General features: G+C 40.6%; 22 protein-coding genes and 1 pseudogene. 7 read left to right on the forward strand and 16 right to left on the reverse strand.

Annotated elements, in window-relative coordinates; translation table 11 throughout:
- Positions 1 to 2 precede the first annotated feature (2 nt).
- On the forward strand, positions 3 to 1,268 hold the full coding sequence (locus tag CDG79_RS18360) for a DUF3086 domain-containing protein (protein ID WP_094343412.1): 1,266 nt from the start codon (positions 3 to 5) through the stop codon (positions 1,266 to 1,268).
- 173 nt (positions 1,269 to 1,441) lie between these two features.
- A complete protein-coding gene (plsY, locus tag CDG79_RS18365; protein ID WP_094343413.1) occupies positions 1,442 to 2,122 on the forward strand; it encodes a glycerol-3-phosphate 1-O-acyltransferase PlsY in 681 nt (226 codons plus the stop codon).
- A gap of 43 nt (positions 2,123 to 2,165) precedes the next feature.
- Here the strand turns inward: plsY and CDG79_RS18370 are convergent, their stop codons facing one another.
- The 11 genes from CDG79_RS18370 to CDG79_RS18420 all read right to left on the reverse strand — a co-directional run bounded on the left by CDG79_RS18370 (position 2,166) and on the right by CDG79_RS18420 (position 12,824).
- Positions 2,166 to 2,423, reverse strand: coding sequence for a hypothetical protein (locus CDG79_RS18370; protein WP_094343414.1), 258 nt, complete (start codon positions 2,421 to 2,423; stop codon positions 2,166 to 2,168).
- 59 nt (positions 2,424 to 2,482) lie between these two features.
- A complete protein-coding gene (locus CDG79_RS18375; RefSeq protein ID WP_094343415.1) occupies positions 2,483 to 2,722 on the reverse strand; it encodes a hypothetical protein in 240 nt (79 codons plus the stop codon).
- A 191-nt stretch (positions 2,723 to 2,913) separates the two neighbouring features.
- Complete coding sequence (locus CDG79_RS18380; protein ID WP_094330018.1) at positions 2,914 to 3,486, reverse strand: hypothetical protein; 573 nt, start codon at positions 3,484 to 3,486, stop codon at positions 2,914 to 2,916.
- 118 nt (positions 3,487 to 3,604) lie between these two features.
- A complete protein-coding gene (locus tag CDG79_RS18385; RefSeq protein WP_094343416.1) occupies positions 3,605 to 5,218 on the reverse strand; it encodes a TrbI/VirB10 family protein in 1,614 nt (537 codons plus the stop codon).
- The gene (locus CDG79_RS18390; protein WP_094343417.1) at positions 5,215 to 5,919 is read right to left on the reverse strand and encodes a hypothetical protein; all 705 of its coding nucleotides are present in this window, start codon (positions 5,917 to 5,919) and stop codon (positions 5,215 to 5,217) included. Before CDG79_RS18390 ends, CDG79_RS18385 begins: the two co-directional genes overlap by 4 nt.
- Before the next feature lie 56 nt (positions 5,920 to 5,975).
- On the reverse strand, positions 5,976 to 6,794 hold the full coding sequence (locus CDG79_RS18395) for a hypothetical protein (RefSeq protein ID WP_094343418.1): 819 nt from the start codon (positions 6,792 to 6,794) through the stop codon (positions 5,976 to 5,978).
- Positions 6,795 to 6,907: 113 nt separating this feature from the next.
- Positions 6,908 to 7,957 (reverse strand): hypothetical protein, encoded by a 1,050-nt coding sequence (locus CDG79_RS18400; protein WP_094343419.1) that lies wholly within the window; start codon positions 7,955 to 7,957, stop codon positions 6,908 to 6,910.
- A 232-nt stretch (positions 7,958 to 8,189) separates the two neighbouring features.
- Positions 8,190 to 9,011: a hypothetical protein gene (locus tag CDG79_RS18405; protein ID WP_094343420.1), complete on the reverse strand. Its 822-nt coding sequence runs from the start codon at positions 9,009 to 9,011 to the stop codon at positions 8,190 to 8,192.
- Positions 9,012 to 9,116: 105 nt separating this feature from the next.
- Positions 9,117 to 11,864, reverse strand: coding sequence for a hypothetical protein (locus CDG79_RS18410; protein WP_094343421.1), 2,748 nt, complete (start codon positions 11,862 to 11,864; stop codon positions 9,117 to 9,119).
- Positions 11,818 to 12,189 (reverse strand): hypothetical protein, encoded by a 372-nt coding sequence (locus CDG79_RS18415; RefSeq protein ID WP_094330011.1) that lies wholly within the window; start codon positions 12,187 to 12,189, stop codon positions 11,818 to 11,820. Before CDG79_RS18415 ends, CDG79_RS18410 begins: the two co-directional genes overlap by 47 nt.
- 14 nt (positions 12,190 to 12,203) lie before the next feature.
- On the reverse strand, positions 12,204 to 12,824 hold the full coding sequence (locus CDG79_RS18420) for a hypothetical protein (protein WP_094343422.1): 621 nt from the start codon (positions 12,822 to 12,824) through the stop codon (positions 12,204 to 12,206).
- A 1,313-nt stretch (positions 12,825 to 14,137) separates the two neighbouring features.
- Here CDG79_RS18420 and CDG79_RS18425 point away from each other — a divergent pair.
- The 3 genes from CDG79_RS18425 to CDG79_RS18435 all read left to right on the forward strand — a co-directional run bounded on the left by CDG79_RS18425 (position 14,138) and on the right by CDG79_RS18435 (position 17,279).
- Positions 14,138 to 15,538 carry a substrate-binding domain-containing protein gene (locus tag CDG79_RS18425; protein WP_094343423.1) on the forward strand — a complete coding sequence of 467 codons (1,401 nt, stop codon included), beginning with the start codon at positions 14,138 to 14,140 and terminating at the stop codon, positions 15,536 to 15,538.
- An 876-nt stretch (positions 15,539 to 16,414) separates the two neighbouring features.
- Positions 16,415 to 16,843, forward strand: coding sequence for a hypothetical protein (locus CDG79_RS18430; protein WP_094330008.1), 429 nt, complete (start codon positions 16,415 to 16,417; stop codon positions 16,841 to 16,843).
- A gap of 202 nt (positions 16,844 to 17,045) precedes the next feature.
- Positions 17,046 to 17,279, forward strand: coding sequence for a DUF3134 domain-containing protein (locus tag CDG79_RS18435; protein ID WP_094330007.1), 234 nt, complete (start codon positions 17,046 to 17,048; stop codon positions 17,277 to 17,279).
- A gap of 109 nt (positions 17,280 to 17,388) precedes the next feature.
- Here the strand turns inward: CDG79_RS18435 and mltA are convergent, their stop codons facing one another.
- The 3 genes from mltA to CDG79_RS18450 form a co-directional block, all read right to left on the reverse strand.
- Complete coding sequence (mltA, locus tag CDG79_RS18440; protein ID WP_189525038.1) at positions 17,389 to 18,657, reverse strand: murein transglycosylase A; 1,269 nt, start codon at positions 18,655 to 18,657, stop codon at positions 17,389 to 17,391.
- A 515-nt stretch (positions 18,658 to 19,172) separates the two neighbouring features.
- Positions 19,173 to 19,838 (reverse strand): DUF4082 domain-containing protein, encoded by a 666-nt coding sequence (locus CDG79_RS18445; RefSeq protein ID WP_189525039.1) that lies wholly within the window; start codon positions 19,836 to 19,838, stop codon positions 19,173 to 19,175.
- 272 nt (positions 19,839 to 20,110) lie between these two features.
- A complete protein-coding gene (locus CDG79_RS18450) occupies positions 20,111 to 21,454 on the reverse strand; it encodes a proton extrusion protein PcxA (RefSeq protein ID WP_094343424.1) in 1,344 nt (447 codons plus the stop codon).
- 87 nt (positions 21,455 to 21,541) lie between these two features.
- On the opposite strand from CDG79_RS18450, the gene CDG79_RS18455 reads away from it, so the two are divergent.
- The gene (locus CDG79_RS18455; protein WP_094343425.1) at positions 21,542 to 23,797 is read left to right on the forward strand and encodes a hypothetical protein; all 2,256 of its coding nucleotides are present in this window, start codon (positions 21,542 to 21,544) and stop codon (positions 23,795 to 23,797) included.
- 114 nt (positions 23,798 to 23,911) lie between these two features.
- Here the strand turns inward: CDG79_RS18455 and CDG79_RS18460 are convergent.
- Positions 23,912 to 24,346, reverse strand: a pseudogene (locus CDG79_RS18460) (YidH family protein); the annotation flags it as partial.
- Between the two features lie 159 nt (positions 24,347 to 24,505).
- Here CDG79_RS18460 and msrA point away from each other — a divergent pair.
- Complete coding sequence (gene msrA, locus CDG79_RS18465; RefSeq protein ID WP_094343427.1) at positions 24,506 to 25,174, forward strand: peptide-methionine (S)-S-oxide reductase MsrA; 669 nt, start codon at positions 24,506 to 24,508, stop codon at positions 25,172 to 25,174.
- Between the two features lie 68 nt (positions 25,175 to 25,242).
- Here msrA and CDG79_RS18470 read toward each other — a convergent pair whose 3' ends face one another.
- Positions 25,243 to 26,436: a serine/threonine protein kinase gene (locus tag CDG79_RS18470; protein ID WP_094343428.1), complete on the reverse strand. Its 1,194-nt coding sequence runs from the start codon at positions 26,434 to 26,436 to the stop codon at positions 25,243 to 25,245.
- Positions 26,437 to 26,508 lie beyond the last annotated feature (72 nt).

Below are 26,508 nucleotides of genomic sequence, written 5' to 3' on the forward strand. Positions count from 1 at the left end.
TTATGAACCCAGAGGCATCTCAAACCCCAGAACCAATTGGTGAGCGGTTGGCAGAAACACAAGAACAAAACAATGCAGTTGAACATCCAGTCAATCCATCTGTTGAGTCAGTGGGAGAAACAGGAGGCGTTAGCTCATCAGAAGACTACGCAACTTTTGAGCCACTCATCTCCAATGCAGAAGTGGTAGATACTACAGTAGAGCTAACAGAAAATTCAAATGGCGAGTTTGTGGCGCAGTCGGAACCGGAAAATACCGCACTGGGGTCAGAAATAGGATCTTTATTATATGCAGAAGCAGAGCAGCGAGTGGCAGAGTTGCAGAGCGCTGAAGTAGCCCTCACGAAAGAAATAGCCAAGCTGCAAGCTTCTTACAAAAACCTTCAGGTACAAGTGAGTGAAACTCAAACTTCACTGGGACGACTCGTGCAAGAGTCGCTGGTGCAGTTAGAACAACGCAAACAAACCCTACAAATTTCTGTAGAACAACTAGAACGTCGTCAAGAACGTATCCGCAACGAGATGCGAACCACTTTTGCTGGTACATCCCAAGACTTAGCAATTCGGGTACAGGGTTTTAAAGACTATCTCACGGGTAGCTTACAGGATTTGGCCGTTGCAGCTGAACAGTTGCAATTAACACCAACTGTGGTGGAACGAGAAAAACCATCTGCCAAAGAGGCTAAACCAGTTGAACCCCAACCTGGAATACCGCAATTTGCCCAACAGCAGTTTCAAGATACTACAAAGCAAATTCGCCGCCTAATTGACCAATACCGCAATAAACCCGATTACTACGGCCCAGCGTGGCAACTACGCCGTACCTTTGAACCAATCCACGCAGAACGAGTTTCTAACTGGTTTTTTACCCAAGGGGGACGGGGTGGTTTGCGGACAATGGGCAGCCGCTTACAAAATATTCTGATTGCCTCATCTGCAATTTCGATATTACACAAGCTGTATGGCGATCGCATTCGTACTTTAGTCTTAGCTAATACACCGGAGCGATTAGGTGAATGGCGGCGCGGCTTGCAAGACTGTCTGGGAATCGGTCGCCCAGATTTCGGCCCAGACCGAGGCGTGGTATTATTTGAGGCATCTGATGCTCTGGCTCAGAAAGCAGACCGATTGACGAAAGCCAATCAACTGCCTTTAATTATCATTGACGACTCAGAGGAGCAAATCAGTTTGTCTCTACTACAATTTCCTTTGTGGTTAGCTTTTGCTCCCGATCCCAAAACTGTGAGAAACTATGATGATGATTTTTAAACGAGTCATTCATTGGTCATTGGTCAGACCAATTCTATGTGAGACTTGACTGTATTTACGTAGGGGCAATTCATGAATTGCCTCTATAGTATGTAGTTTTGTTTAATTGCTATAGGCGCATCTTCAAAAAGAAATGGTATTAAGAGGTATTCTCTAAACTTTTAAATTTTATTATGGCTATCTGGTTAACTCTGTGCGGCGTAATTGTACTTATAGCTTACCTTTTGGGTTCTTTTCCCACTGGGTACATTGCTGTGAAGCAGTTAAAGGGTATTGATATTCGGCAAATTGGTTCGGGTTCCACTGGCGCAACTAATGTGCTAAGAACCTTGGGGAAAGGGCCAGGAGCATTCGTTTTAGTACTTGATTCCTTAAAGGGAGTATTAGCGATCGCTCTAGTTTACTGGTTATTCAATTTTGCCTCTAGTCAAAATTTTATCCCTCCAACGGTAGATGTACAACTGTGGCAACCGTGTGTTTTAACCTTAGCTGGGTTAGCTGCCATCTTGGGACATAGTAAATCGATTTTTTTGGGCTTTACGGGTGGTAAATCTGTTGCTATCAGCTTGGGGATTTTGTTGGCTATGAGTTGGCAGGTAGGTTTAGCAACAGCAGGTGTGTTTGCCGTTGTTGTGGCGATATCGCGGATTGTCTCTTTGAGTTCAATTGCAGGTGCGATCGCAGTTTCCATTTTCATGGTATTTTTGCATCAGCCGTTACCCTATATTCTGTTTGGGATTGCCGGTGGATTGTATGTGATTTTGCGCCATCGCACTAATATTGAACGACTGTTTGCTGGTACTGAGCCAAAAATTGGGCAAAATGTAGCGATGGAACCAGAACAAACAGCTTAATTTACAACCTGCAAATATATTTTTTGTTCAGCCACGTTTAAGCTTAGGAATGAACCTTCCCTTTAATTAAACGGTGGACAAGGCGGCAAGGCCAGAAAAAAGCTCCACAAATACTTACTGAGGCGACGGCAGCCACAACTCGCCAACTTGAACTAGTGTCAGTGGGAGATTCTGAAGGGCGTTCTTGTGTACTTTTAGCTAGTTCTGGTACTGAACGAGATAGCTGACTGGCTGTAGTTACCCCTTCAATTGCTGCTCCAATGAGATAAGCTACTAGGGCAATTACTAGCCAGTGATTCATAATATTCAACTGTTTGAACTCTGAGCGTATGCTTGGCAGTGAGCAATCGATTTCTCGTGCTAATGATTGCCGCCTTGCCCGAAGGATAACCGACCTTCAGCCGTATCACGAATAAGAGGCAGTTTAGATTTTATATAAGTATTGAGGCTGCTATCTGCCTGGGAATCAATCACCTGCTTTGTTTTTAACTGCTGGAGGAGCAATTGTACTAAAGCTGCATCGTCAAAATGGAGCAGGGTGTTGACCTGGGTAGACTCGATTACAGCCCAAAGCTGTTGCATCATTTTCGCTGTTACCATGAGTCTGTAACCTCTTAAGCTTTTCTTTATATTTACACAGATTTGGAATCTGTGGTTATCTTTTGTCTGAAGATTTATAAAGATGGCGGCTGGGAACGGCTGATTAAGCCAATACAGTTAGATTCTAGCGTTTACCCTGCGCTTGTTATGGAGTGACTTCCGTCGCCCTGTGGGGTACTTTTACTAGAAGTTTATTGTGAAACTCTGACACAAGAGGCTTCTTTACCAGAAGGATCGGGAAAAACAGCTAAAGTGTGATATTCAGGGTTATCTGTTCCATACATCACTCGAAAAGTATACAACTTATTTTTCCCTTGCGCTTCAGTAACAACTGTTAAAAGTGTATTGCTAGTGGTTGGAAGCCCAGGAATATCCAGTTTTTTAATTCGTCTGAGTTGAATGACATTCGCTGCCGAGTTTTTACAATCTCCTGCACTGTTATCAGGTTTTGAACCAAACTGCATACATACTGGCCCATCAAAATCCATAGTTACCTGTGATGGATCGTTTAACCAAACTTTTTTAATTACTTCTCCAGCCGGAATAAAGCTTAAGTTTGTTCCTTGTTGATATGAAACATCAATTGTAGGTATTAGTCCGCCTAAGCCTTGCGCTTGGCAGGAAAAGATGGAACGCAGAACGGCGTTATTAGCTACAGCCCGACCTGCCAATAACAATATAGCAACCGAGAAAATTAAGGAAGCTATAGGTAGGAAATAAGAATTATTTAGCGTATTTCCTGACAAGTTAGTATTCTTTTTCATCGTTGCAAATGGGGGACATTGGTAGATAAAACAAGTGGAGACGATGGAGATAGAAAGAAAACTATTACCAATTACCATTACCCAATCAACAATCTAAAATTGGTATAAATCCTACCTCCTAAAACTGAGTCACTTGATTAACATATATTTCAATATTTGTACCGGCTGGCAAAAACCAAACATTTGTTTGTTGTGACATTTGAGCGATCGCTTGTTGATTGCGTTGGGCAATTTGGGGTACTACAGAGTTTAAACCACCTTCTACAACACCAGCTGCAAGGTTGCGTCTGTTGGTAGTCACAGTTGTAAGTTGGCTGCTACTGCTGGTAGTGCCATCGGCGTTGGTAACTGTTGAAATAAGTGGTTGGAGTTCGGTGTCACTGCGATTTACTAACTCTGCGGCTTTGCTAATACCTCCCAAAACGAATAATCCTGCATCCATTGATGCTATAGACGAACCTTGACTGGGAAATTTATTTGCGATTAAAGGTTTACCTTGAGTACCGCGAATAATAATTGCATTGGTGGGTAAGCTTCTTTCTGTAAGGTTGCCATTATTTTGCGAGACAACTTTGACTACATTCATCTGTAAAAAACCTTGTTCGGAAAGAGAACGAACTTCAGTTAAGAATTCGGTGTTTGCAGGTAGAGCGATCGCACCATCGGTAGATTTTAGCGGTTCTTTCAATCGGATCACAAAGACATTTTTTCCTTCACCTGCGTCATTCCCATTGGTTGACTTAGTAGTTTCTCCAAATATCGCGGTTGCCAAAACAGCTTTGGCGCTGGTTCCTACTGCTACAGATTTTTGTCCCTGCTGTTGCGCTTGACTAACCACAGGAGCAGGAGTTTCTCGTTGTGGAGTTTGTTCGGGATTGGGGTTTGGCGGCTGTCGTTGCACCTGGCTATCATTTGGAGGTGCATAAGTAGCTGCAACATTATTAGGTTGATCGGTGACATTTACTTGACCGTAGCTACCTAATTTTGCTAACCTTGCCCATTCTTCAAGTGGGCTTGGTGGCGGTGGTGGAGTTGTAATGACTACGGGTTGAGCGTCTGGCTTCACAACTGGTAGCTGGGCTATTGGCAAAGGTTGAGAAACAGGTACTTTAACGATGCGCTCGACTGTGACTGTCCGAGGCACGTAAGCTATTGGTGGGGATGTTGGGATCACTCTCTGTCTACCTCTGGAAGAAACTAACGGTTCTGGTTGTACGGCTACTGTAGGCGTTGATTTTGCCATTCTGAGATTTTGTTGGGCGGCTTTCACTAACTCCGCTTGTTCAGTTAGGGCCAATTTCGTTTTGAGAGTATCTACTTCGTTTGCTAGCTGTTGAGAGCTAGATTCATTAATTGGCTGCGATCGCGTTTGGGGAGAAACAATATTTTTTGGTTTTTGACTGCTAGTGTTCATCAACTGAGACAAAAACAAACCAGCCACCAAAACTACAGCTAAGGTACCAGCCCCCACCAAACCTAATTTTGCAAAGGGGTTAGATGAAAGAGGTTCCTTAGTCTGAACTTCTTGTGGTTGAGAAAGGGATTCTGGCGGCGTTGCAGAGTCTTCTGAAACTTCGGTATAGCCAGAAGAAGATTCTTCTTCAAAGCCCACCAACCTTGCCATCCGTGATTCCCAATCAAAAGATTCTACAGATTCTAGTTGGCGATCGTCGGTAGTTAGAGTAAATAGATTTTGTGGAGGAGTTTCTGCGGGAATTGAATATCTAGTCATGGTAGAGCTTGGTTGGGATTCCCAGAACAATTTTTATCTTGAATTTCACAGACATTATAAATTTCTAACCTAGCTTCACCGAGGCGGTAAGCTGCGAAGTGCAATGGTAGTGCTGCATTTGGTAGTGAAGTTGCTGGTTCATCTATAGCTCTAACTAGAATTTGTTTATTAAAGGAAACTGATTTTCCCAACTTATCATAACCGTTAAAAATTAATTGATTGGCGAGGATCTCCACTTTCCACTTTCCATCGCCTATTTTGGTAGGTTGTGAAACTTTTTGTATTACTAATACATTCTCGTTGCCTCTAGTAACGTTTTCAAATTGGCTATCTGGATTTAAATTAGTAATTTCTGACTTAAGCTTTTGTTTAAAATCATCAGCTACCAGTTGAGAACTAACTTCCCAAACCTCTGTTGGCGGCTGTTGCTGCGACCAAGTAAGCATTAAGCTCATAGTTTCACCCACAAAGCGCCGAATCGTCTCTGGTTGTCGCTCTAAATTTTGTTGTGGGTCTACTGTTATAACGCGACCATCAACAAGTTGTACTAAACTTTGAGGTGTAAGTTGCCGACCTAACTGTTGTAACATAGACCCGTTAAATATTAGTAATAGCAAGGTAAACAGATGTAAACCAAATGTTCCTACTGCTAAGACTGGTAAAGGGTTATTTTTCTTATTTTCTGGTTTAAGTAACTGCATTAAGAATTTATTTATTATATTAAGATTTAACTATTATCAATAAAATTACAAATTGATTATCTGATAAAGCCATCACTTCTACTTCTGCATTCTTTTAAGCTCTCTTCATTCAGATTATTGTAGTCATCTAGCAAGCATAAATTACGAATTTCATAAATTTCTAATTTATCAGATCGGGTACTATAAATAGCTTTTTGCAAAATAGTACTATTGCCGACTTGTGGGTTAGCGAAATAATCTGTTGCCCGAACAAGCAAATCTTTATTAAAAGGAGTTATTAGTTTTACATCACCAACTCGTTTTTTTTGAATTAAGTCAGCTACCATACCTACTCGCCACTTACCTGGGGCAATTTGTTTTGGTGGATAAACCCGCTTAATAACTAATTGTGATGTCATAATCAGGCTGGGGTTTTCAGAGAAAACTTCTTGCGGTGTCATTTCTGCAACTGTGCTTAAGAAACCTTTGCGAAAGTCTTCTGATAAGGCAAAACTAGCTATCCAACTGCTGGTAGTAATTTTTTGGCTACTGCCTTGGGGTGTTCTAATCGGAATTCCTAAATCTGCTTTTGGGTTGGCAACTTCTTCGATAGTTTGTGCTGGTAAAATTCCAGACCAGCTAAACATTGATATCATCGTTTTGCTGATGAATCGGCGAATTGCTTCTGGTTCTCTTTCTAAATCATCAATATTAGCTACTGGTTTACCATCTATTAATTGCACAAAGTTGGGAGGTTTTCTCAGACTGAGTTGGCGAATATTTATGCCTTGAAATATGAAGAAAAGTAAAACTAATATATGTAAACTGAAGGTAGCGATGGCAAAAACTGTCAAAACACTTCCTATTCTTTGCTTTTTTTCTAGTAAACGCACCATTTACTCATCTCCTCCTCCAAAAAAACTTCAGCTATTATATATAATAATTTGCATATATTCAGCAGTCAGGAGACTAGCCAATACTAGATTATTCTTTTGGGATTTTCCATTCCTTATATCCTTTCCTTGACTATAGAAGCCGTATTATTGATAGCACTGAAGACTGCAAAACCTCCAGCAGCAGCCACAAGTAACGATAAAATTGGTGCTAAAATTCCCAGAAAAATAATGAACCACATCAAGTCTGGATCAACATTAACATCTTGACCCGGCCCATTGACAATAACTGCGGCAGTCAACACAGCAATAATATTGAATGAAATCTTGGCGATTCCAATAGATAAAAATCCGGTTAGCCATGCAAAGATTGGTTTCCCCGCTACAGGTAGTAAAGACCCGCCTACAGCTATTGGCCCTAAAGCTGCTATTAGCAACATAGTTGCTTCTATCAAATTCTGAAAGGCATATTGTAAGGAAACCAAAAAGTTTTGGATACTCGTTTGAACTGTAGAACCTAACAAGGAATTAAATGACGTTTCTGATACCAGACCAGTGCCATATCTAATATTATCTACCTTATTTTGCAGTCTAATTATCCAGCTTTTATTTCCATAAGTATCTCTATATTTTTGCCAGAGAACATTGACTTTTTCAGCAGCTTTGACAAAGCATTGAGTTTGTTGTTCTCCTGTCAGTGATTGACAAGGACGCAGCAAAGAACCAGCTACTTCTTCGGCAATACTCATATTCAGTGCTTGCTGGTATATTTTATCTGCATCTGCCGATACTACTACTTGCTGATTCACAGTGTTTAAAAAATTCCGCACTCCCAATGTCAGATTAGAAAGTATACTTCCATTGCCTGAATTACTTAACAGAATCACTACTAGAAAAGGCCAAATTAAAGCTGATATTGGACGGCTATATTCGTAGGATATTAAATCTTTAAGAAATTGTAGCATAAAAAACAACAGGGTTCCTACTGCAAAAAAAATACCCAGATTTGTTAGCGCTCCATACAAGTTATTACTAGTATTATTTTGTAATAAATCCAGCCATTGTTTATCCCAACCTTGGGCAATACTTTGGGAGGTTGCGGCACCATTGTCGAGAACCTCATCAATGCCTACTTGGGCAAAAATTAGTTGAATAGCAAGTTGCATTTTTAGTTTATTAGCTGTTTTTTGAGATTTATTCGTGGCGTGGTAGAACTAAAATTATGCTTTATATTTATGGTTTATTAGAGCTAAATCTCTATTACAAACCTTGAGTTATTACACCATTTAAGCTTTACCACGCTACTATCAAACTGTTTTTTAGATTTATTTTGGGCTTGTCAGAAGTGCCAAAATTTTTAAAAGTAGCTCAAAGATTATAAATTTATCTCTTAAAATCTTACTTATTAATTTTTCTTCCAAATAAATCTAACTGAGAAGTAGCTCGTAAAAGTCGCGCCGCTTCCGTAGATGTTTCTACTCTCTGAGCGCGATTTGCCTCTTCTACTTGTTGAGAAATATTTGCCAAGTTTAAGTTGGAATATTGGAAAGCCTGTTCTAATTGCGTAGACTTGGCGTATGATTCTCCAACAATTTTTATCTGCTCTTTTTGGATTTTAAGTGTTTCTTGGTTAGTAGTTAGCAATGTTGCTAAACCCTGAGTAAGTAATGCTTCTGCGATGCTTATAGCAGTGTTCCCGGTACCACTGCCGCCAATAAGTGTGCTAGCTTTATTGGTATAGTTGGTGATATCGTTATCTAAATTAGTGTTTGTATTTGTAACAATCTCAAGAGCTTTTTGAATATTTTCTAACTTCGTTTTTGACCGAATTTGTCCCTTTTCACCAAGAATACCCGCCGCTATTCCACGGGTTATTACACGATTTAATTCATTACTAACTAAGTTTCCCCGCACTGCGGAATTATTCTCAAAACGGTCTGATTTCGAGTAGAGGATTAAATCATCACGAACCTTTTGTCCAGCCGCTACGGGGTTAGGTATGTTCAATTCTCCCCTAGAATTATTCAGAGCATTTTGACTCTGTACTTCTACAGGCTTTAAGTTATCGCTCAGATTATATTGAAGGTAATTTTGCAAATCTGTGGAATATGATTGAAAATCAGTCCAAATCTCACCTAATCCACTCGTTTGAACTTGTGCCATTGCTGGGATGATTGCCAGGGATAGTAATGTAAGAGTAAAAATAGTAGTTTTTCGCATACATCTGTACCTGAAAAAGGTAGACGAAATTAAGCAGTGAATCAGAAATTTAGCTTTTGAAATATGATTTATAACTTTTTAAATCACTCACTTTATATAACCCGATTAACTACTACGTAAGTTAGCCACTAACTGACGGGCAAATGCAGAAATAGCTTCATATTTATCTGTGTGAACTTGCATCATTTTGCTCCGCGCAGTTTGTTCAGATGGGTTATTCGCAACTGCTGCCAATTGTTCGTAACCTGGATAATAACGGCAGAATGTATAAATACCGTTATCATCTAACAGCCATTGGCTATAAACGCCTTCTTTGCGTGGGAAAAAGCTTTCTGAGGCATTACGAGAAATAATATTACGGGGATATTTTAAGATGTCTGCAAAACTATCCACTGCAACTGGCTGAATGCGTCCAATCAATCGTGTTGTCAAGTTTTGCAAAATTTTAGATGCAGCTTTAGATTTGGCAATGGTGTCAGGATCTTGTCCTGATAAGATAACTCTGATACCGGCTTTAGCGCCGTTAGCACAAATTCTACCAACTAAGTCGGAAATTTGCTCAAATTCAAATAAAATTGGTGCTTCGTCAATGAAGAATATAGAAGCTGGACTACTTAATGCGCGTCGTAATGCTGCTGAATAGGCACTCAGAGATAGTACGGCTGCATCTTCACTATCTGATAAGTTCCTGAGAGCAAAAACTAAAAGTTGTGCATCGGTAGGAAAGCTAGATGGTGCAGAAATAGCTTGTCCCACACGGCTAGAAAGCCAAAACCGCAAGCGTAGTTGAATTTGACTGAGAGCGTCTTCTACTCTGCCACTTAAAGACTCTAGCTGCAAGTGTTCTGGCGAACAGAAATAGAGAAAATCTTTTAAGGTAGGGGTTTTTTGCCAAGCAAGAGTGCCAAATCCTCCCGCCATCGCTTGCCGATATCGCTCTTTGATGCCCTCATCTGTAAAGAAGGCTTCTAGGGCCAAGTTGAGCAGCGATCGCACGGTTTGCGATAAAATTTGACTTTCAGTGGACGATCCTAAAACCATTGTCATTAACGCTGATTCTAGGAAGGCGGTATAATCGTTAAAGCGATCGCGTTGTTGTTCTGGATCTAGCGATCGTAAATCTGGCTGTTCAAATAAGTTATTCGACTGTTTGGAAATATCAAAATAGGCTCCATTCCCCTCCATGAACTCTGTATAGTCTGTGAAAGTTGATGTCCCATCAGGTTTAGGGAAATCTAACGCCACTACAGGAATGCCATGCGCCAAAGCCTGAGTTAAAATCCCTGATACCAACACCGATTTACCAGCACGAGTTGTAGCAAATAAAGCTAAATTTTTGTGTTGATTAAACAAATCTAAATGTACGGGTGTTCCACCTTCTTCTGCAATCAATTCAAAACCTTCTTTATCACCCTGTTTAGTTAAAACTAAAGGCATTAATCCGGGAACTTCACTTGTTAAATATAGCTGGCGACGGTTAAAGGGTGTAGCTAACAAACCTTCCCAAACTATTGGTAGAGTTTGTAGCCAAATTTTCCAAGCATACTCAGTTTCTCTAATTACCCTTGCTGGACGTTGAAAACAGTTTTCAATATACCTTGTTGCCTCATCTAATTTTTCGACAGTGGGACGATGTACCAAAATAGCAATACTCGTATAAATCGGAACTGCACCTTCAAATAATTGTTCTTGCGCCGCCACCGATTTTTTCAACTTCAATTGAGCGTTGACATCAATAGTTTTACTTTTTTCTTGAGCCATGATTGTCGTCATGTTTGACTGCTTCAGCACCCGTTGCAGAGTCGTTTTCACCATTGCCGGATTTGCAGCAGTCAACTCACAAAAAATTTCTGTATCTACTACTCTTTCTCTGGCCAACAGTTCCCATAAATAACGCAGTTGGGAAGATTTATTTGGCCAACCTCCCGGTTTTTCGAGAAATGATAGTGCGCCAATATAACGATTATTAACATTAACCCAGCGACGGTCGGCACAAGGTACGCTAGACTCCATCAGCAAAGTTGTGCCGTGGATATTGTCTATCAACAATTTAGTACTAGCTAAATCTGAATTAACTTGCTCGTGCAGTCCTTGTTCATCTAAAGTCATCAACTGGGGAATATCTATTGGCTCTGTATCATTAAACCTTCTCCACACCTCTTTCCAGAGTTCATTAGCTGTCAAAGGTTTGACATCCAACCCCATTTGGTTAGATAAAATTTGTTCCCAACGCAGAAAGCCCTGCTTGTAAGCATTTGTGATTAGGCTTTCGATACGCTGGTTTTCTACTTCTGAGAGTTCACCTTTGAATTTCAACCACCATGATTCAGCTTTGACTAAGAGCTTCTCTATCCAATCATCCGCATGTTGCGAGTTAGATTCAATGGTGTAAGTGACATAAATTCGCAAAAATTTAGGCTTCCGAACACCAGAAATAGTCAGTTCTTTGACTCTGGCTCTTTCGGCCATCAACAAATATTTAATATCTCGTGATGGTGCATTTCTGATTAGTAATGCTAATTCTTTTTGGCGCTCTTTATCGGAACTAAAAGATCCCAAATGCAGTGTCATTCTTTCACCGCTAGGGATATCTTTCAATCCAGCTTCAATGTTATTAAAAAGTGTATCGATTTGTTCGGGTCTTAAGGTAGTATGAATTCCCTTACAGTCAAAACCAAAAACAAAGCAAAATCGGTCTTTTTGAGTACCTTTTGTCAATAAATACGCGCCAATATCGCGTCCATTCATGGCGACACGTAGCATTGTTGCCAGGTGTAAGGCATCTTCAAATGGTGTTAATCTACTTTCACTTCCGGCGATGCCGACGCTTTGTTTTCCGATTTTTTGCTTCATGGTTAACTTCCAGTAAGCTTTGATAACGAGCAAAGCCTCTTGTCCAAGCGGGAACGCCAATAAATTTACTTAAAAAACTCCAACTCCTACCACCAGTTAAAATCCACCAAGTTCCTATTCCCCAACCAGTAATTAGTACTGTCCACAACCATTTTTGAAATTCTTCTTGGAAAAGACCTCCAAAAATTCCATTAATAATAAAATAGGAGGCTAGGGCAATTACCGTCCAAGGAAGAATTTGGTCGGCAGGAATTGGCCCTAACGAAGGTTGGCTTCCCAGAACCTGATTAACTGGACGAAATTCTTGTTCCCGCTCTTGAGACATTTGAAATATCTGAATTATTTACTGCTATCGCCAATTACAAAGCGTGTGAGTACATCTGCAATAGTAACAGCAACAACCACTAATAGGGGAGTCCTGGCGATGCTTTGCCAATCTTCATCTTTCCGCACTGCGTTAATCACGCCAACCAGGGAGATTGCAATATAGAGTAAGTAAATTGCCCGCAACACATTAAATATCAAACTTACTGCTGTGTTGCTACCACCACTATTTGTTGTAGAACCATCACTTAAGGTTTTTTTGAAAAACTTTTCAGCTTCTCCAAAAAACTGTGCTTGTGCAGGGGCTGCAAAACAGTCTAACCAATATAAACTCAGAACGATCGCTGCTGCTAAAATTTGTAATAATATTAGCGATCGCCTGGGTAAATTCAACTGCTGCCCAACTTGCTGGGTGATGACTGCAATTAAACTACCAACCAGTAAACAAAAAAGCAGGATAGGACTTTTTAGGCTAATAACGCTTACAAGTACAGCACAAGCAATCAAAAAAGGTACAGATTCAACCAAAATAATCAAGCTGGATTGCAATCCCAGCCTTAACTTATGAGATCCTTTGACAGCGCTACCAGTTAAAGCTTTGAAAAAGTTTCTCTTGTGAGAACTTTGTCTAGACATTTGCTAATTTTCCTATGGTGTACTTGAGTGTTGGTTGTCTAAAATTTTACAGTTATCATGATTTTACATGATTTAACACTTAATTTATCCTTAAATTATAAAGTTCAGCAAAGTTCTATACTATACATAAATTTGTATTAATTTAAGTTAACAAAACATTAATACTTATTTAATGCGGAGGATAAAAAACGAACCGCATACCCCTGCGGGGAAGCAAGCTACGCGCAGCGTCTCGTAAGAGTTGGACACATAGACGCGGAGCGGCTTCCCGCAGGGTAGGACATAAAGGAAGAGGATTTAAAAGGGTTTTTGTGTCAGTTCCGTATATTTTTGCCAAATTGGGATGCTCCCATTGGCTTTGCCTTCAGTAATACACATGGTGCGTTATGAACTCCGTTCTAACACACCCTACAATATCTAATTTTGTTCAAAAATCAAATAGTAATCCTATAAGACTCATATTTCATTTTTCAAAAAACTTATTACAATTCAAAGAACCTTCTTTTCTGTTGGCTCTTGCCTCTTGCCTATTTACGCAAATAATTATGGGTACGACATACTGGGCGAAGAGACATCAAATCACACTACTTAGTATATAAGTGAAACTTTCATATTTTCCTCTGGTTAAATTAATAAAAACTTTACGAAAACTACTTTCAAAACAGCTATAGATTCAATAAATTATTCTAATTATTTTTCTTAATCAATCCATAATGCAATCATGATTTGAGCTTTACCTTAAAGCTATACTGTTGATTTTGTTGGCAAAATTTAACAGCTATTAGCTATAGCAATGCTGAAAGATTTATGAAATACTAATTTTCTTTATTTCGTACCTTAGCGGTAGTTTGTCACAAACTGCTGTGCATATACATTAAAGAAAATAAATTTCGTGATTCGGATCAAAATGCCATCTTGAATGAAGTAAATTTGTAAAATAAAACATGACTTTATTAAGAGGAAATAAGAGATTAAGAATTGAACTTGAGGCATAATTCATAATCTCTATTAACTACTCCTTTATACTAAAGGCATTGAATATTTATTTATACAAACTTACTTTATAAGCGGAGAACATTTCAATAGCAAAAATTATGTAATGGGGTGTATTACCAATAGTTAAATACACTCAAGATATCTAATGTTTTGCTTTCTCTACACTCTTCAATTGTTTATGCAAGCTTTTGATTGATAAATAACCTTTTTAATGTAATTCTTTGCGATTACAGAAGGTTATTTATAATTACCAGTTTGACAATTGACTTAGATTTATTAGGGTTTAACATCCTAAAATTCACTTGAAGGAGCTTGACATGGTTTTCTATCGCGATCGTCAATTGACCTCTTTGGCAAGTTCAATTTCTGTACTTGCTATAACAATTGGTTTAGTAGCAGGTCAATCTGTTAGTGAGAAATCTCTAGCTCAGACCTCCACTACTCCTCCTCCAACTGGAGTAACCTCCATAAATGGTGCAGGTGCAAGCAGTGTAAATACTTTGTTTGTTGGTACAGGAACTACCTATCCTCTTGCCCCAAAAGGCTCATGGTTTAACGCTTACGGCGTTGGAAATCCTCCAACCCTAAACAATAATGTACCCCCAGCCATAGCCGGATTTCCCAACGGAACCTATGGCCCAGTCAATACGAGCGTCACATTTAGATATGCTTCGGTTGGTAGTGGTACAGGAGTAACATCTTTTCTGACTCAAACCCCACCACCTGCGACTGGTGCTACAATCAACGCCCCAGTTTCTTTTGCAGCTACTGACGCTCCCCTAACAGGCGCAGAAAGAGTTACTGGCAGTCCCAACGATGTTCCCACCCCCGCAGGTACGCCCCAAAACCCAGTTCCATACATTCAAATACCTGTGATAAGTGTCGGAATCGCGTTATCTTACAACCCCAGTGGTCTAAATGTACCAGCAGCTGGAATTAAGCTTTCACGAGCTACTTATCTGGGTATTCTTAACGGCACAATCACAAATTGGAACGATCCCAAAATTAAGGCGGATAACGGTGGCGCAATTATTTCAGTAAATAAGCCCATCGTTGTAATCTATCGTAGTGATAGTAGTGGTACAACTTTTGCTTTAAGCAGTCATCTGAAGGCAGCATTTGGTGCTACATGGAACAGAGGGGTTGGTGAAAAAAGTATTAGTTCCGCTACTATACCCAATCCACTACCAGCTAATACAGTTGTTTGGCCAGCTACTTTCCAATCTGCTTCAGGTGGTGGAGGTGTAGCTACCAAGATTAAAGCTACTGCTGGTGCAATTGGTTATGTGGATAGTGCTACGCGGTTAGCTAATAGTCTGCAAGCTGCTGTCTTACAGAACAAGTCACTTGCTTATACTGCCATCTCAACAACTACAATTTCCAATGCTTTTGTAGGTGCGACTGACCAAGATACAAATGCTCGGCGGATTAAACTCGTAGTCACCGATCCAACCAGCGCAACTGCTTATCCGATTGTTACCGCAAGCTACTTGCTATTTTATGATAAATACGCAAATGCTAGCATAGCAACTGGTATTAAAGGATTCATCAACTGGGCTTTAGGAGTACCACCTGTTCCAGCACCAGCAGATGTGACAACCAACCCAAACTCTATAGCTATAGCTCGTGGATATGCGCCTCTGCCTGATACCATTAAAAATCAGGCTCGAACCCTTGTAAACACTTACGTAGATACTACTTTTAACCCAGCTCCATAATTGCGTGAATACCGTTTTTGGTATTCATCTTCCTTGTCTCTCAAAAATGTTGACAAGGGCATGAAAGTTATGCCCCAAGATTATGTTTAGGATCTTGGGGTTTTATTTAGGCAATCTATATTAATAGCTTGTAATAATACCCTAATTTTTTTAAAAATATTACTGAAAAAATATGCGGATACAGGTGATATTTAAAAGATAAAGTTAAGTATTCTATCAACTTTTCTAATTCAAATCCAGATAGTATGTTGAATATTTTTAACCACCAAAAAAGGTGAACAAAGGAGTATTGGCATTGCCAATGGATGAATCTCACAACTACCATCGGCTTGTTCGTCTTTAGCATTTTTGCGTGGTAGCATCTGGGGTTGGGCACTGACTACAAGCTAAAATAAAGATTTGAGCGAACCAAAAGCAGTGCCCACCTTACTTTATAAGATGCTGCGATCGCACTAACTATTCATCCTCTGTATCTTTAATTATCTAAAAGTCAGAATGGAATACAACCTTACTGCTGTGGTAGCTTAACATCCATAGGGTCACACATAGTTGAAAAAGTTCAATCGTCAACTATGTTATAATGAAACAGTTGAGAAATATTTTCGGTCATGTAACTGACTATCTAGAGGCTTCTCCGAATCTAAATCTCTACAAACTTGGGTTCTGGAGGTGTTTTGTGTCAGTTTATATTGCAAATTTATCTTTTAAAGATGAGAGTCTTTAAATATTGCGAAAATTTAAATTTTTAGCGAACAGAAGTGTAGTGTAATACCTTGCGTGAAACTAATACCTCTCACTTTCAAAAAATGTGCTAAAAAGAACAGACAAGTTTAGTGTGTCACAAATCCAGACAACATACAGATAGTACTTGAACTTATGCCAACGGATATAATTACCCGTCCTGAGTCCCTCACAGAAGATTGTTTCTTTACTTATGCCCTTGGGACTGATTTGCACGATACTCAATCGACAGCCCAATATTTACGCAGGATCAGAAAAGAAGATAAACCCTATATCGACATAGCTGTTTCTCCCAGACCGGGTTATCGGTTTGAGGTTTGCCTTATTCCTGTTGAAGGGTTCGCAAAGGAAACAATATTGACAAAAGACGGATTCGCTAAAGCTTTAGCGATTATTTGTGCTGTATCTAATAAAGCTAGGAAACGATTCCCTTCAGGAAATGGACAAGAAATTGTCCGGTGTCAATTTAGCAACTTAGCTGATGCAGTCGCTGTAGCGAACAGATTGTCCGCATTGCCCTCTGATATGTACGAAACTCTTGCCAAGCTACCAAATGCTTTGTAAGATTGTGTTCGCTTGAAGATTTATGATTAAGACTGACGCAAAGACATTTTAATGGTAAGTAAGTAGACGGACAAGAGAATAAAAAACTCAATAGTTCATATTTCGTCTGTTACGAAAAGTTTTGTATAACAAGCTTTTTAAGCTTAATGTACAATTTTTGTGTTTTTGTACTGTTACCGATAATTCAAAGTGAGCCTTTTTTATGCCTATCAGCCCTTTGCGTGAAGAACCTCGTAACCAACGAGCGCCTGTAATTCGTACAAGTAATGAATTTATTCTTTTAGAATGGCTAAAGTCAACTGGTCGTCTAATCGAGCGCGAACATCAAGAATCTGAGTATCTAAATGAAGTAGAAGAAATTTCAGAAATGATCGACCTTGACGATATTCCTTACGATCATGATGATGACGATTCTGATATGGAAATAGAAGCATAATTCGTAATTCGTAATTACTGTACAGCAGGCGTTTAATTTTCGCTGAAATGCTAAGATTCCTGATTTTTTTAGAGAATTCGGGAATCTTAGTATTAAAATGCGAGTGGGCTTAATTCTTGGACTTGAGTAATAAATAAAATAATTGTCCATTGCTGACTGTGACACCAGCCCGATCGCCTGCTAATTTTCCAGTCCCTAAAAAATAATCTACCCTACCTGCACCTTTAATTGCACCTCCAGTATCTTGGTCAAGAACATAGCGGCTAACGATGCGCTCCTCCATTTTTCCGGTAGGATTAGGAAAGGGAATAGAAGCACGAATCAACGCTAAAGCACCAGGAGGCATGAGAGATTTATCTGTAGCGATAGAACGCTCTGCTGTTAGTGGTACGTTGATAGAACCTTGGGCTGGCTCACCGTGATTTTCTTGAAAAAAAACAAAACTGCGATCGCGCGGAATATAAATATTTAATTCTTGGGGATACTTTTGAAAATAATCGAGAATAATTGGCATCGTCATCCCTTCAAGCGGTAATTTGCCATCATTCGCTAATTCTCGACCCAGACTTTTGTAATTATAAGCGTTATTGCCAGCATAGCCGATCGCTGTCTGAGTTCCATCGGGAAGCTGAAGTCGCGCTGAACCTTCAATTTGAGCTAAATATGGTTCAAGGCGATCGCGAAACCAAAACAACTCTAATCCTCGCAATTTCCCTTTTACAGCTTGTAAACCATCTGCTCCTTCTAACTCTAGGCGGGTAGGATGTGGCTTAGTCCAGGAGTTTAAATCAGGAGGTAATCGATAAACAGGATAACGATATTCTGGTGTGGGGACGCGACTGGCTGCGTAAAGTGGTTCATAATAGGCGGTGAATAAAACAGAACCTTTAGTGTCTTTACCAATTGACTGGTAAAGAACAAATTCCCGCTCAATGGCTTGATGTAATTCTGTTGCAGAATTTGTTGTGAGTAGGAGTTCGCGGAATCTTTTCAAGCTTTTGAAGACGCGATCGCGCGTAATCCTCGCCACAGGATAGTTTTGATAAGCAGCCGCAGCATTAGCTGTTTGCAGGTATTGGAGACTGCGAGCGATCGCACTCATCAGTGCCTTTTTCTCTGATATTTCTCCATAGATTACTTCATCTAAACAAGAGCGATCGTTCTGACAACAAGTAACTGGTAGTCTCTCGATTAATGGTGCTTTTTGCTTTTGTGTAAAGGATACTGGTATATCCCACTTTTTCACGCGACATTCTGGCGGACTGAGTTCCCGATGCGCCAAAGATTCCATACGCACTAAGAAAATCGACAGAAGCATCGGTAGGCTGATGGCGATAAATTTGTTTAGCTTTCCTAACCCAGCAAGTGTCTTTTTCATCAAAATTCAAAATTTTTGATATTAACCCACCTCGCTCAAATTCTAAAATCAAAAACCAAAAATACAGTAGACCTCTTGCATAAATCAAACAATTTGAACCCCACACCGCCAACCCCACCCCTTACTCCCTTCCCCAAGAATAAGGGGCTATGGTGTACACACAACTTATAGGATTACCCAAAAGTCCTCCAAAACCTCACCCTGTCAAGAAAGGATATTCCTCTCCTTACTAAAGGAGGGACAGGTTTTGCGGTAGCAAAACCGGGGTGAGGTTTATCAGGGGCTATAAGACTAACTATATATAGGATAAAATAATATATTTTTATATACTTTCTAAAAAAAGACTAAAAAACCCATCACTTTTTTCAAGCGTGAGTACATCTGAACTAAATTGTCTCAATTTGGTAGTAAGCCCTGACTCCATCGAACTACCTACACCCAAGAGTTCTAAGCGCCTCCCCCAGCGCAAGGGAGAGGCAAAGAAGCACATAAAGTCCTATTTACTGTCCGTTCGTTTATTCTGTAACTAGTTGCTTACGTTTGCGAAGAGAGGTGATACCGAAAGCACCTAAGCCTAAGATACCGATGAGAGAAGTCGGTTCGGGAACAGCTTGGGTAACTACGTCAAATTTGAAATTGGGGCCAATTCTACCGTTACCGGGTGTTAGAGTTGAAGGAAAACTAAACCCTTGGGATGAACCATTTCTGGCGCTACGGGTGAGAGTAATTTCTGGAGCCGTATTTACAGATGCGGGAATATTATAAATATCAGTAAATGGACTAGTTATTGCTGCACCAATAACGTATGATATTCCAGCAAGAAGATTGACTGATGTAATATCCTGGTAACGAAAGCTTCCAGTTAGTGGACTGGTGGTTTGGACAGTTGTTGAAGCTAGTAAATTCCCGTCCGATGTCCACAAACCAACTAAGTGGGATTGTGATAGAGGATCGGCAGGAGTTCGATCGTAAAAACCTAATGCAGTAACTGAGAGGTTGTCATTAGCAGTAAATGACCAACCGATTGTTTGATTTGTACCATTAAAAGCTGGGAAGTTAGTTCCACCCGTCAAACTCTGTATCGCTTCATCTGCGTATACAGATGGTGCAGAAACTAAAACTGTTGCCAATATCAAAGGAGAAGCCATTGATAACTTTTTTAGTACATTTGCAATAGTCACGATCTTATTTCTCCAATAAACATTTAACATTCGACACTCAGCACAATTATTGTATTATTTTTATACCTGTAAAGCAAGCTTTTTCAGGAAATTCACATATACTTTAATTTAATAATTCAGAAGCGGAACTGGAGACGCTCCGCCTCCGGTCAGAATGCAAGACGCTCGCGGACTCGCTAACGCTTCGCTATCAGTGGGCGATTAGACCCCCACTGAATTGTTGCACCACCAAATTGAGAATTTGGTGGGGGTGCAAAAACGCCGTTTATTCATCATTCATTCATATTCCGGTAAGTGGCGACTGCGGAAGGCGATATCCGATTCAAATATCGGAATATCCAATATTTGAAAATGGTATCTAAAATCACTGGAAATGTAGCAATAAATAAGAAGATAAAATCTCGATTCGCTGGTAATCCCCAATGACGTGATACACCTTCTAACAGTACTTCCCAGCCATGAGGAGAGTGGAAACCTACAAATATATCAGTAAACAAAATGATGATAAATGCCTTAGCACTATCACTAAGCCCATAGACGATATTATCAAAGAAATCTTTGACTACAGCAATAGAAGACTTGCTGACAAGCAAAAGCCAGATAAAAGCGCCTACCGAGAACATATCTGCAAAAACATTTTTGATAGCATTCGAGCTTTCGTGACGAAATTCTTCAGCAAGCTCTCCAGCCTTATTTGCCATTTCAGTTTCCATCTGTTCAGACGACAGTGGAGGAGCATTTCTAATGAGATTTTCAAACTTGAGCTTTTCTTCAAATCTTTCTAATTCTTCAAGGGCTTCCTCTTCCATTTCGGAATTGAGGAATATCTGCATTTGTTCGCTACTTCTAAAATGCTCAACAGATGGCCCTACTACGAAAGCTTTTGCTATCTGATGCGTCAAAAGTGGTACGATAATCAATAGTAAAATAAACCTGATAGATATTATTGTTCTTCTTTGAGTCTGACGAAAATTCTGAATTACTTCTTTTTCAGCATTAGGGTCTAATTCAACTTGCAGACGAGTGATAGTACTTAAAATCGAACGAGGTAAAACGCCTGTTGTATCAACTTTACCCTTTGGTTTTGGCTTTTTCTCCGAGTCTTGAGTTGGTATCTTTGGTGGTAACGTTGGAGCATTAACGATCGGCGATTTTTCGTCAGATATCACATTAACTGGTAGATTTGGAGGTTTAACTACTAAAGCGTTAGAAGTTATTTGCTCAGAATTTATTGTGTATTTAGATATAACTCGATCGATAAAGTTTAGCTTTTCCAAAACTAAAGAAGGACTGGGATGCTCTATACCTGCTTTCTCAGCAGCTTTTTGATTCTCTTCATTTAGAAACCAACGGCTTCCTCTAAACTCTGTCAGCCGCATTTTGGCAATTTTTAATAGCTTGTTGAGGTCTGACTCAAAATAATCCATCACGCTCTTACTGTACGTGGCTGAGTCAATGTCTATTTTATTACCATTGAAATGCTTATCTTCTATTTCCTTAATCTTTAATGCTGCATCGTAAGCTTCATGTAAAGAACGTTCAGGAGTCTGTAAGTACCATCGATAAGCAGCAAGCAAGAAAGAATAGATTTTTTGGCTAAAAACAGAATTTTTCATTGCAGATAATCATCCAGCATTATTTGGTGATTCTTAACCTTAAGTTAACGCACGAGGTATACTAGCAAATCTACAAGGAGAAAGTTTGTGGTTTCTCATTCGGTTTGGATTGTTGGCACTAGTTGCAGTGGTAAAACGGCTCGATTGGTAGAGCAATTTTGTAGTTGGGTACAGCCAGAAAAGCAGCATAATGAATCATTTTATACTAAAAAGCAGGGACGTAAAAAAGGCGATGGCTTCTCTACGAGAGGCTTCTCTTTCAGAGACGCGAACGCCAACGCCAACGCCAATGCCAAGGGCGATCGCATTCCCGAATTTTTATATCTTAAACAAACAGAGCCAGGAGTTTTAGTCTTAGCTGCCAACGATGATAATCGCCGAGAATTGGGAGATATAATTGTTACATCTACCTTGGGAAAATATCCGGTGCGTGCCAAGACACCGCTAGGTTTTTTCCAGGATGAAGTTATTTTATTTTGGCCGTTGCTAATTAACTCCTTGAACCTGAAAGCACAGTTTCCGGTAAGATTGCGACCAGAAACAGAACAAGAATTAGCAACCAAACTTTGGCGTTCCCAATTAGACGAAGAAATTTTACGAATTGCGGGAGTGAATGAGTCTCGCTTGGTGCGTCGCATTTTAGACTTGTTGCAATTAGCTGCTTACAGTGGTGTACATTGTGAAGATATTGCCCAGATTTTGGCAAAGGGTCTGGGGGAAAACACTACAACTTTAGAGCCGGAATTTTTGGCATCTTTACTCATTGATTGGCGTAACTGGTGCTTAGAGAGGGGGTTACTTACTTATGGCATTATTACCGAACTCTATAGTCAATATTTGTTGAGCGATCGCAACTACCAACAGCACCTAACTAAACGCTATCAGGCGGTATTGGCGGATGATGTTGACGATTATCCTAGCGTAGCGCGTCTTTTGTTTGAATTGCTATTAGATCGAGGCGCAGTTGGCGCGTTTAGCTACAATCCCGATGGTGCAGTGCGATTGGGATTGGGAGCAGACCCCAATTATCTAGAAGGGTTAGCAAAGCGTTGTCGGGTAGAAATCTTGACTGGCCCGCCTCCAGAATCCTTGGGTAAGCAAGCTAAACAGATGGTGGAATTAGTCACAGAACCGATGGTGCTGGTTACTTTACCTGAGATTGTCCATTCCATTCAAACCACCTCCCGCGCTCAACTATTGCGACAAACAGCAGAGGTAATTGCGAATGCGATCCAATCGCAGCAAGTACAAGTAGAAGAAGTAGCGATTATTGCACCAGGTTTAGATGCGATCGCTCGTTATACTCTAGTAGAAATCCTCGTTAAGCAAAACATCCCAGTAGAATCGCTCAATGACCAACGTCCCCTAATTAGTTCACCCGTCATTCGCGCCTTACTCACCATGCTGGCGCTAGTCTATCCCGGCTTGGGTCGCCTCGTAGATCGGGATGCTGTGGCTGAAATGCTAGTTGTATTGAGTAGAAAGCAAGAAGTACCAGAAAACTCCTCACTTTTAACAGACGCGATTAATCGCGTCTCTACAAATATTGATCCGGTACGTGCTGGTTTGATTGCAGATTACTGCTTTTTACCCCATCCCGATCGCCCCAACTTGCTCCCAGTGTCTGCCTTCGAGCGCTGGGATAGAATCGGCTATGCGGCTACTACAGCCTATAATGAGATATTGCAGTGGTTAGAGCAGCAGCGATCGCAACAAGAACTGCGTTTAATTCCCAGTCCCATTTCCCTTTTAGATAGGGCAATTCAACGTTTTTTGTGGAATGGTAGTAATCTCCCCTACGAACAACTAGCAGCACTGCGCGAATTATTAGAAACCGCCCAACACTACTGGGAAATTGACACCAGATTACGACAAATCGCCCCAGTTGAGACAACGCCGCACACAACTATCATCGAATTTATTCAATTACTGCGACGTGGTACGATTACCGCCAACCCTTACCCCGTGCGTCCTATCGGTGGCGCGAGAAAAGCTGTCACCTTAGCAACTATATTTCAATATCGGTCTAGTAGGCGATCGCACCGTTGGCATTTTTGGCTAGATGCTGGTTCACCTCTGTGGGCTAAAGGTGGCGCGGCAACGTTATTCGGTGCGCCGTTTTTCCTGCAAAATAGATTAGGCGAACCTTGGACAGCAGAGGATGAGAAATTAGCAGAAGAACAACGACTCCAAAGAATTTTGACAGATTTACTGTCTCGTGTATCTGAGAGAGTTTATTTGTGTCACAGTGATTTAGCAGTGAATGGACAAGAACAATTAGGGCCGCTATTACCTTTGGTAAATGCTTGTGTAACAGTTATTTCTGAGGCTACTGTTAAGTAATGTTCAGATCCCCGACTTCTTTAAGAAGTCGGGGATCTTGTTGTAAAAGATTTGTTTGTATATGTATAGAGTAATAATTGTCCCCTTTTTAACATACAAGTTTGGGGTTGAACTTTGCAAATTTCGGGACTGTGGTTGAATTGGAGAAGGAGAGCGAAGAAAAACTTTATCGCGCCTTAAGAGCAAAGGAATGCTGAGAAGTCCCAAAATAATTACTACTCCGGTCATTATCCAAACCATTAACCTATTTGGTCTATAATCTGCTCGTTCAATTTGCCAGAAAACTTGGTTGTATCGCCACGCAGCTAACACAACAACCAAAATTCCAAAAATTACCAAAGCAAGACCCAAATTTTCCGAGTTGGATAATGGATTAACCGGAGGTTCTTGTTGGGTAATCGCAAGATTCAACTGACGCAGAAATATCCCAAATCGCGCGATCGCAAAGCCAAAGCTAATCAATGCAATAGAAGTGCGTAGCCAAGCTAGAAAAGTACGTTCGTTCGCTTGATGCTCCCTTTGACGATCGATTTTTGGTATTTTATCCATGAACACTTTTGACGAGGATTTACTCTTGAATTGATGAATAGCATGAACTAGCGCCACAAGGCTAAGATAGTGCAGCCAGGAATCTGAGAAAACCCCAAGCGATCGCCAGAATCTTTACAATAGTAAATAAGGTAAAGATATATATCAGAGTCAAAATCAATGGCACTATTCGGATTTGGCAAAAAGTCAGTTCTGCCCACACCTGAAGAAGCTTTGTCAGGAAGGGCACAGTCTATGTCAGTACCTGCTGCTCATTATGTCAACAAGAACCCTTTAAAAGCTCCTTTTCCCGATGGATTAGAGAAAGCAATCTTTGGTTTGGGCTGTTTTTGGGGTGCAGAACGCAAATTCTGGCAACTTAAAGGAGTTTACACCACCGCAGTCGGTTATGCTGCTGGATTCACACCCAACCCGACTTATGAAGAGGTCTGTAGTGGCCGAACCGGTCACAATGAAGTTGTGTTGGTTGTGTTTGATCCCAAAGTGATTAGTTATTCCGAACTGCTCAAAGTCTTTTGGGAAAGCCACAATCCTACCCAAGGGATGCGCCAAGGTAATGATTCTGGCACTCAATACCGTTCGGGAATTTATGTCTATTCTGAAAGCCAAAAGCAGCAAGCAGAAGTATCGCGGGAAGCTTATCAGCAAGCCCTTAACGGTGCAGGTTATGGCCAGATTACTACAGAAATTTTGGATGCGCCGGAATTCTACTATGCCGAAGCTTACCATCAGCAATACCTGGCGAAAAATCCCAATGGGTATTGTGGTTTAGGAGGGACAAATGTTTCTTGTCCCGTGGGTGTAGTTGAATCACAAGTTAGTAGTTAGAAGGAAGCAGGGAAGTATAGGAGTAGGGGGACAAGGACAATAATTCTTCACTCCTAACTCCTAACTCCTTACAGCGCAGCTTTCAGCAAAGCGATCGCAGTAACCCACAAGACAATACTAATAGGCCCTCCAATTAGAATACCAGCGATCGCCCAGCCTCTTTGATGGGCTTTGAATTGCTCAATACTGCTCCACCGTCTACTTTTCCAAGCCCATTCATTGCCTTTAGCACCAAGTGCGATCGCCATCAACCCCGAAATTTGCGGTATAAAACAGAATAGCCCACACCACACTTGATTCGGCCACATCCAGAACCAAGGCATTAGAAATGCGCCCCAGTTCCAACCGAGAATTTCCTCTGGGACTGTTTCATTCTGATTATTTATCCCGCATCCAGAATTATTGATGATTTCTCTTTGCGGTAAAAGCTGATTCTTGTTTGCAGATTTTATAGCCAGACCAGATTTAAGAACATTCAGCGCTTGGCGGGCATCAGGAAAACGTTGTTCGGGAGCGGGTTCTATCAACTTTTGTAGCCAACTGGCAAAACTGGGACTGAGATTAACTCGGTCGGTAAATTGCAGTCGCAAATCCTGCTGGGGTAAATCAGAGGGGGAAGTCCCAGTCAGCAAATGAATCAGAGTCGCACCCAGTGCATAGAGGTCTGAAGCTGGAACCGCTCGACCACCAAATTGTTCCATTGGGGCATAACCATAAGTACCCACAACGGTAAAAGTAACGCCTTCTCTGGCCGCTTTATCCTGAACTGCGCCAAAATCAACTAAATAAATCCGATTATCTTCGCCCCAGATTAAATTACTCGGTTTAATATCTCTATGTAATACTCCTGGGTTTAACTCATGTAGATACATGAGAATATTTAAAATCTCACCAGCGATTTTTCTGGCTCGCTTTTCAGTAAACCTTTCGCCAAGAACAAGTTTTTCTTTAAGCGACTCACCAGGAATATATTGTTGGATTAAGCCAAACCACAGTGTGCGATCGTCGATACAAAAATAATCTATATATCGAGGAATGCGGGGATGATTTAGCTGTTTAAGAATTTGCGCTTCCCTCTCAAAAAGTTTTAAATCATCCCACTGTACAGTACCGCCAAAGGCTAAAAGTTTGACCACAACGGTTGAATTTTCGCCATCAGAGGCTTGTAAATCCAATGCTTGCCAAGTTTGACGAATCCCATTGTTACCAAGTTGGCGTTGGATTTGATAACGATCTTGTAATATCTGTTCTGGTTGCAGCATCTTACACCTGCTGGCAGTTTACGCCGATCTGATTCCCTTATATTCAAGGATAGTCATTATCTAGAGAAATTG

The sequence above is a fragment of the Nostoc sp. 'Peltigera membranacea cyanobiont' 232 genome (assembly GCF_002245985.1).
GTDB lineage: Bacteria > Cyanobacteriota > Cyanobacteriia > Cyanobacteriales > Nostocaceae > Nostoc.